6 protein-coding genes are annotated in these 6,726 nt (G+C 63.1%); 4 read left to right on the top strand and 2 right to left on the bottom strand.

Going from position 1 to position 6,726, the window contains the following annotated elements; genetic code table 11:
- Positions 1–144: 144 nt before the first annotated feature.
- Complete coding sequence (gene hrcA / locus I5W_RS06195) at positions 145–1,173, bottom strand: heat-inducible transcriptional repressor HrcA (RefSeq protein WP_017455262.1); 1,029 nt, start codon at positions 1,171–1,173, stop codon at positions 145–147.
- 91 nt (positions 1,174–1,264) lie between these two features.
- On the bottom strand, positions 1,265–2,002 hold the full coding sequence (locus tag I5W_RS06190; protein WP_044528582.1) for an HAD family hydrolase: 738 nt from the start codon (positions 2,000–2,002) through the stop codon (positions 1,265–1,267).
- Positions 2,003–2,038: 36 nt separating this feature from the next.
- Between I5W_RS06190 and I5W_RS06185 the strand changes: the two genes are divergently transcribed.
- The 4 genes from I5W_RS06185 to grpE all read left to right on the top strand — a co-directional run.
- Positions 2,039–2,956 (top strand): NAD kinase, encoded by a 918-nt coding sequence (locus tag I5W_RS06185; protein WP_017455260.1) that lies wholly within the window; start codon positions 2,039–2,041, stop codon positions 2,954–2,956.
- A gap of 79 nt (positions 2,957–3,035) precedes the next feature.
- The gene (gene recN, locus I5W_RS06180) at positions 3,036–4,682 is read left to right on the top strand and encodes a DNA repair protein RecN (protein ID WP_044528581.1); all 1,647 of its coding nucleotides are present in this window, start codon (positions 3,036–3,038) and stop codon (positions 4,680–4,682) included.
- A gap of 56 nt (positions 4,683–4,738) precedes the next feature.
- Positions 4,739–5,848, top strand: a complete 1,110-nt coding sequence (gene hemH / locus I5W_RS06175; protein WP_044528580.1) for a ferrochelatase — start codon at positions 4,739–4,741, stop codon at positions 5,846–5,848.
- Positions 5,849–6,412: 564 nt separating this feature from the next.
- On the top strand, positions 6,413–6,726 hold a 314-nt coding region (grpE, locus tag I5W_RS06165), incomplete at its 3' end, for a nucleotide exchange factor GrpE (protein WP_044528579.1).

Here is a 6,726-nt window from a genome sequence, read left to right as displayed (position 1 = left end):
GGGCAGCCCTCCGGGAGAGGCCGCCAAGCGTCGCCAGCCGATTGTAGCAGCTCCTTGCCGTAGCACCAGTACGGACGCGTCGCCGCGCCTAGGCAGACAACGCTNGGCGGCCTCTCGCACTCGCAGATTGAATGTGAACAGGCCCTAGTGCTGGCTCAAGGCGCTGGAGAGCAGCTTGGCGGTGATATCGACGATGGGAATGACGCGCTCATAGGCCATGCGGGTCGGCCCGATCACGCCCAGGGTGCCGACGATGCGGCCGTTGACTTCATAGGGCGCAGTGACGATGCTCATGTCATCCATGGGCACCAGCTGTGACTCGCCGCCGATGAAGATCTGCACCCCGGTGGCCTTGCTGGAGACATCCAGCAACTGCAACAGGCCAGTCTTCTGCTCGAACATGTCGAACAGGCGGCGCAGCGAATTCATGTTGGAGGACAGGTCGGTCACCGACAGCAGGTTGCGCTCGCCGGAGATGACCACGTTGTTGTCGGCCTCTTCGCTCATGGCGTCGCTGCCGGCTTCGACCGCGGCCTGCATCAAGACCGTCATGTCGTCGCGCAACTGGCGCAGCTCGCCTTGCAGATGCAGGCGTACCTGGTCGAAGGACTGGCCGGCGTAGTGCTGGTTGATGTAGTTGGCGGCCTGGGTCAGTTGGCTGGGGGTGTAATCGACCTCGGTCAACAGCATCCGGTTTTGCACGTCGCCACCCTGGTCGACGATGACCAGCAGGATGCGCTTTTCCGACAGGCGCAGGAATTCGATCTGCTGGAACGCCGATTCGCGCTTGGGCGTCATCACCACGCCGGCGAACTGCGATAGCGAGGACAGCACCTGGGCCGCATTGGTGATGATCTTCTGGGATGAGCCGCTGTGCTGCAGTCGAGCCTGCAGCCGGCCTTCGAGGGCGCTTTCATCGATGGCTTCGACGGTAAGCAGGGTATCGACGAACATGCGGTAGCCGCGTGGGGTCGGTACCCGTCCGGCCGAGGTGTGCGGGCTGGCGACGAAGCCCATCTCTTCGAGATCGGCCATGATGTTGCGGATGGTCGCCGGCGACAGTTCCAGGCCGGACAGTTTCGACAGGGCGCGCGAACCCACCGGCTGGCCGTCGGCGATGTAGCGTTCGACCAGGGCTTTGAGGAGTGTGCGGGCGCGGTTATCGAGTTGCATGGGGCATATTCTAGCGGCTTATCCGGCAAAAAGTGACGCTGGCGTCATGCAGGCCTTGATTTGTACGCACTATTCTGCCCACTAGGGCTATTCAGGCCTGCGCCTCCAGCCAGTCATGCAGCTCATGCAGGTCGCGGCAGATGGCATCGGGAAGGATGCCTGCGGGCAGGGTACGGTCGAAACGGTTCATCCACACCGCCCGCAGACCGGCCTGCTGCGCGCCTTGCACGTCCAGCAGCGGATCGTCGCCCACGTAGACAGTGGCTGCAGGGGCAGCCTGCAGCGCTGCGCAGGCAGCGTGGAAGATGGCCGGATCGGGTTTGGCGCGGCCGAAGCGGTGGGCCGCGATGGAGACTCCGAAATGCTGCGCCAGGCCGATGCGCTCCAGGTCGGCAAAGCCATTGGAGACCGAGCCCAGGGTCAGCTTGCCCTTCAGGCGCAGCAGCGCCGGTTCCACATCATCGAACAGCGCCACCGTGCTGCGTGCTTCCGAGAACAGGGCCATGGCCGGGTCCACCAGGGCCAGGTCGACGTCATGCTCGCGAAACACTTGCGACAGCGCGGTATGGCGCAACTTCCACAGATCGATGCGGTAGGCCGGATCGGTCTGCATCAATGCCATGCGGCGTTCGCGCAGGCTGGCGATGGTATGGGCCGCTACCACGGCGGGAGCGTGCTCGCGCAGCCAGTCGTAGAGCAGGCCTTCGGCACGCACCAGCACCGGTTCGATGGCCCACAGGGTATCGTCGAGGTCGAACAGCACGGCCTGGATGGGGGCAGGGGCCGCTGGGGCAGTGGGGGACGGCAGGGAGGAAGCGCTTGGTTTCATTACAATGTCATCTCAAATTATGGTCTAATCCGCAGCATGTGGCCCATCAAATTACCCGTTCAGGCAGCCGTACCCAAAACCGTCGCCATCGTCGGCAAGTTCCAGGCCGTCGGCATCGCGCAGATCCTCTCAGACATCGCCGTGTTTCTGGAGTCGCATGGACACACCGTGGTCTTCGAAACCGAAACGGCCGACAACATCGCCCTGCAAGGCTATGACAGCATGACGCCCGAGCAGATCGGCCAACATGCGGACGTGGCCATCGTGGTCGGCGGCGATGGCACCATGCTGGGCATTGCGCGCCAGCTCGCGCCCTACAACGTGCCGCTGATCGGCATCAACCAGGGGCGCCTGGGCTTCATCACCGACATCGCGCAAGACCGCATGATACCGGCTCTGGGCGAAATGCTGGAAGGCAAGGTCGAGGCCGAGTCGCGCTCGCTGCTGGAAGCGCGGGTCTATCGCGAGGGCGGCGAAATCTTCCGCGCCCTGGCCTTGAATGACGTGGTGGTGGCGCGCGGTTCCACCTCCGGCATGGTCGAGCTGCGGGTGGAAGTCGATGGCCGCTTCATGTACAACCAGCGTTCCGATGGTCTCATCGTGGCTACCCCGACCGGTTCTACCGCGTATGCCTTGTCGGCCGGCGGTCCCATCCTGCATCCCAGCCTGCATGGCATCGTGATGGTGCCGATCTCGCCGCATTCGCTGTCCAACCGTCCCATCACGCTGTCGGATTCCTGCGAGATCGTCATCCAGGTGGTGGCCGGGCGCGAGGTCAGCGCCAACTTCGACATGCAGTCGCTCACCAGCGTGCTGCATGGCGACCGCATCGTGATCCGCCGGTCGGCGCACAAGATCACCTTCCTGCATCCCGAGGGCTGGAGCTATTTCGATACCCTGCGCGAGAAGCTGCACTGGAATGAATACCCCTCCATAGAAGGCCGATTACAATAAGCGCGCAACAAGCCCGGCCACCTGCGGCCGGCTCGCTTGAGAATACTGGCCCGTCCGTCCAACCCGCTGCGAGACCACCATGCTGCGTACCTTAACGATTCGCGACTTCGTGATTGTCGATGCCATCGAGCTCGAATTTGCGCGCGGATTTTCCGTCTTCACCGGCGAAACCGGCGCCGGCAAATCCATCTTGATCGATGCCCTGGCGCTGGCCATGGGCGGGCGCGGCGACCCCAGCGTGGTGCGCGAGGGGGCGGCCAAGGCCGATGTGAGCGCCGATTTCACCGCCACCCCGGAAGTGATGGCCTGGTTGCAGGAGCAGGAATTGGCCGCTGAACACGATGGCGTGCTGCTGCGCCGGGTGATCGACAATGCTGGCCGCAGCAAGGCCTACATCAACGGCAGCGCCGCCACTGCTGCGCAATTGCGTGAAGTGGGCGAGATGCTGGTGGATATCCACGGCCAGCACGCGCACCAGTCGCTGATGAAGGCCGATGCCCAGCGCCAGTTGCTCGACAGCCAGGCCGGCCTGCTGGAGCAGGCGCGCGAGGTGGCGGCATCCTACAAGACCTGGCGCGCCCTGGCCCGCCAGCGCGAACAGTTCGAGCAAGATGCGCGCAACGTATTGCTGGAGCGCGAGCGTCTCGAATGGCAAGTGGCCGAGCTGCACAAGCTGGCCGTGAAGCCCGGTGAATGGGCCGAGATCAGCACCGAGCACAGCCGCCTGTCGCACGCCGCCGCCCTGATCGGCGGGGCGCAGGAAGCGCTGGGCGTGATCTCCGAATCGGAGTCGCCGATCCTCTCGCAACTGTCTTCGATCACGCAGAAGCTGAGCAAGCTGGTCGATGTCGATACCGCCCTGAAGCCCGTGCTCGATGCGCTGGAACCGGCGCAGATCCAGTTGCAGGAAGCGGTGTATGCCTTGAATGATTACCTGGGTCGGGTCGAGCTCGATCCGGCGCGCTTGCAGGAAGTGGAAGAGCGCCTCGAAGCCATCCATTCCACCGCCCGCAAATTCCACGTGCAGCCCGATGAGCTGCCCGAGGAATATCGCAAGCTTGCCGAACAATTGAAGCAACTGGCCGACGCCAGCGACCTCGATGCCTTGCGCGCACAGGAAGAAAAGCTCAAGGCGGCCTACCTGGCCTTGGCGCAGAAACTCTCCAAGGCCCGCGCCAAGGCCGCAGCCGCGTTGGGTGAGGCGGTCACGGCGGCGATGCAGGATTTGTCGATGGCGGGCGGGCGCTTCGAGATCGCCCTCAATGAAGTGGAGCCGGCGGCATATGGCCTGGAGCAGGTGGAATTCCTGGTGGCCGGTCATGCCGGCGTGGCCCCGCGTGCGCTGGCCAAGGTCGCCTCCGGTGGTGAGTTGGCGCGCATCTCGCTGGCCATCTCGGTGATCGCATCGGCGGCCACCACGGTGCCCACGCTGATCTTCGATGAAGTCGATAGCGGCATCGGCGGTGCCGTCGCTGAAGTGGTGGGACGATTGTTGAAGCGCCTGGGCCAGGAACGCCAGGTGCTGTGCGTGACCCACTTGCCGCAGGTGGCCAGCCAGGCCAACCAGCATTACCAGGTCAAGAAACGCAGCGAGGGCGGCAAGACCCTGTCCGACATCGATGGCCTGGATGCCAAGGCGCGCGTGGAAGAAATTGCGCGCATGTTGGGCGGCCTGGAAATCACCGCCACCACGCGCAAACATGCGCGCGAGCTGCTGGCCTCTTGAGTTCTGGTTCTGCGCAACCGTCACTACCACACCAACAAACCTGAGCCGAATCGACCATGGCCTTTCGCAAAGAACCTCCCTATACCCATGGCAGCCCGGCCTCCACCGCCGTGGTGCTGGTCAACCTGGGCACGCCCGATGCGCCCCATGCCGGCGCCTTGCGCCGCTACCTGAAGCAATTCCTGTCGGACCCGCGCGTGGTGGAAATTCCGCGGGCGGTATGGTGGTTCATCCTCAACGGTATCATCCTGCCGTTCCGTTCTTCCAAGTCGGCCGAGAAATACGCCAGCATCTGGACCGCCGAGGGTTCGCCGCTGCGCGTGCATACCCAGCGCCAGGCCGCCGCCCTGGGCGCGCAACTGGCCGCACGCGGCCATCATCAATTGCAGGTGGTCTATGCGATGCGCTACGGCACGCCCTCGCTGCCGCAGGTGCTGGACCAGTTGAAGGAACAGGGCTGCAGCCGCATCCTGGTGTTGCCGGCCTATCCGCAGTATTCGGGCACCACCACGGCGTCGATCTTCGATGCGGTCTTCGATCATTACCGCCAGGTACGCAATATTCCCGAGCTGCGCCTGATCCGCAATTACCACGACCAGGAAGGTTATATTCAGGCGCTGCGCCAGTCGGTGTTGGATCATTGGGAGATCAACGGCCGGCCGGACAAGTTGCTGATGAGTTTCCACGGCGTGCCCAAGCGCACGCTGATGCTGGGCGATCCCTACCATTGCGAGTGCTACAAGACCGCGCGCCTGCTGGCGCAAGCGCTGGGCCTCGCCGAGGACCAGTACATGGTCACCTTCCAGTCGCGCTTCGGCAAGGCCGAATGGTTGCAGCCCTATACTGCGCCCACCGCCCAGGAACTGGGTCGCCAGGGCGTGCGCCGCATCGATGTGATGTGCCCCGGCTTCACCAGCGATTGCCTGGAGACGCTGGAAGAGATCGCCATGGAGGTCAAGGACGACTTTCTCCATGCCGGTGGCAAGGAGTTTCACTTCATCCCTTGCCTGAATGAATCCCCAGCTTGGATCGCCGGCATGGTCGAGCTGGTCGAGCAGCACCTGGCCGGCTGGCCGACCATGAGCAACGCCGCCGCTCGCGAAGAAATGGCGCGCCAGGCCGTGATTGCGGCCGAGCGCGCCAAGGCGCTGGGCGCAGCTCGGTAATTTTTCCTAAAGCTTCATATTGCCGCCGGGAATCGGCGGTTTGCCCAGCTCGGCCTGCTAAAATAGCAGGCTGGAAGCCTTATGTTGCCTGCCTGGCAAAATTTCAGCCGTGGCGAGGTACGCCAATCCGTTCATATAAGCATAAATCCGGCTTGGCATGAGGCCAGATCCGGTCAGAGCGTGTATTGACCGACCAGGTGCGTATAGCTGATCCAGGCGGTAGCCAGCAGGCTGTAGAGGGCGACGAGGACAGTGGCCGCAATCAGTGGCAGTTTCATGATGACACCTTGTTGGCGCGACAAGAATGAGGGGAAGGGGAAACCGGGAAGCCGGCCCACGGCGGGGCTCGAATTCATATTAGGTCGGGCTCGAATTAACTTGAAGCCAAGCCCAGTAATTTCTGTAAGCGCGCGTAACAATTTTCCTCTTGAACTGGCAGAAATAGGCAAAAAGCCCTTGAAAAAGCAGGGAGATGCCTTACTTGAGCCGCATCGATCGACGCCAGTGTGCGGCAATATCTGCCGCACGCACGTAACCAATTGATTTGTTGGAGGTAATTCAGGAATGCAAGACATCGAAAAACAGGAAGCCCAATCCGTCCAGCAAGAGCCCCAGGCTGCTGACACCGCTGCTGCTGCCACCGGAGCGGCCAATGCCGCCGAGCAAGCCGCTGCAGCCGCACCGGCCGAGCCCACCCTGGAAGAGAAGCTGGCCGCTGCCGAAGCCAAGGCTGCCGAGATGCAGGATGCTTTCCTGCGCGCCCGTGCCGAAGGCGAGAACATCCGCCGCCGTGCCCAGGAAGACATCGCCAAGGCCCACAAGTTCGCCATCGAAGGCTTTGCCGAATCCCTGCTGGCCGTCAAGGACAGCCTGAAATG

The sequence above is a fragment of the Herbaspirillum sp. B65 genome (assembly GCF_000333555.1).
Lineage (GTDB): Bacteria > Pseudomonadota > Gammaproteobacteria > Burkholderiales > Burkholderiaceae_D > Herbaspirillum > Herbaspirillum rubrisubalbicans.
Note: the sequence above shows the minus strand (reverse complement) of the source record. Positions and strands in the feature narration are given on the sequence as shown.

Excerpts from the sequence above, each read along its gene's own strand:
- hrcA (WP_017455262.1), bottom strand. The coding sequence starts at position 1,173 with ATGCAACTCGATAACCGCGCCCGCACACTCCTCAAAGCCCTGGTCGAA.
- I5W_RS06190 (WP_044528582.1), bottom strand. The coding sequence starts at position 2,002 with ATGAAACCAAGCGCTTCCTCCCTGCCGTCCCCCACTGCCCCAGCGGCC.
- I5W_RS06185 (WP_017455260.1), top strand. The coding sequence starts at position 2,039 with ATGTGGCCCATCAAATTACCCGTTCAGGCAGCCGTACCCAAAACCGTC.
- recN (WP_044528581.1), top strand. The coding sequence starts at position 3,036 with ATGCTGCGTACCTTAACGATTCGCGACTTCGTGATTGTCGATGCCATC.
- hemH (WP_044528580.1), top strand. The coding sequence starts at position 4,739 with ATGGCCTTTCGCAAAGAACCTCCCTATACCCATGGCAGCCCGGCCTCC.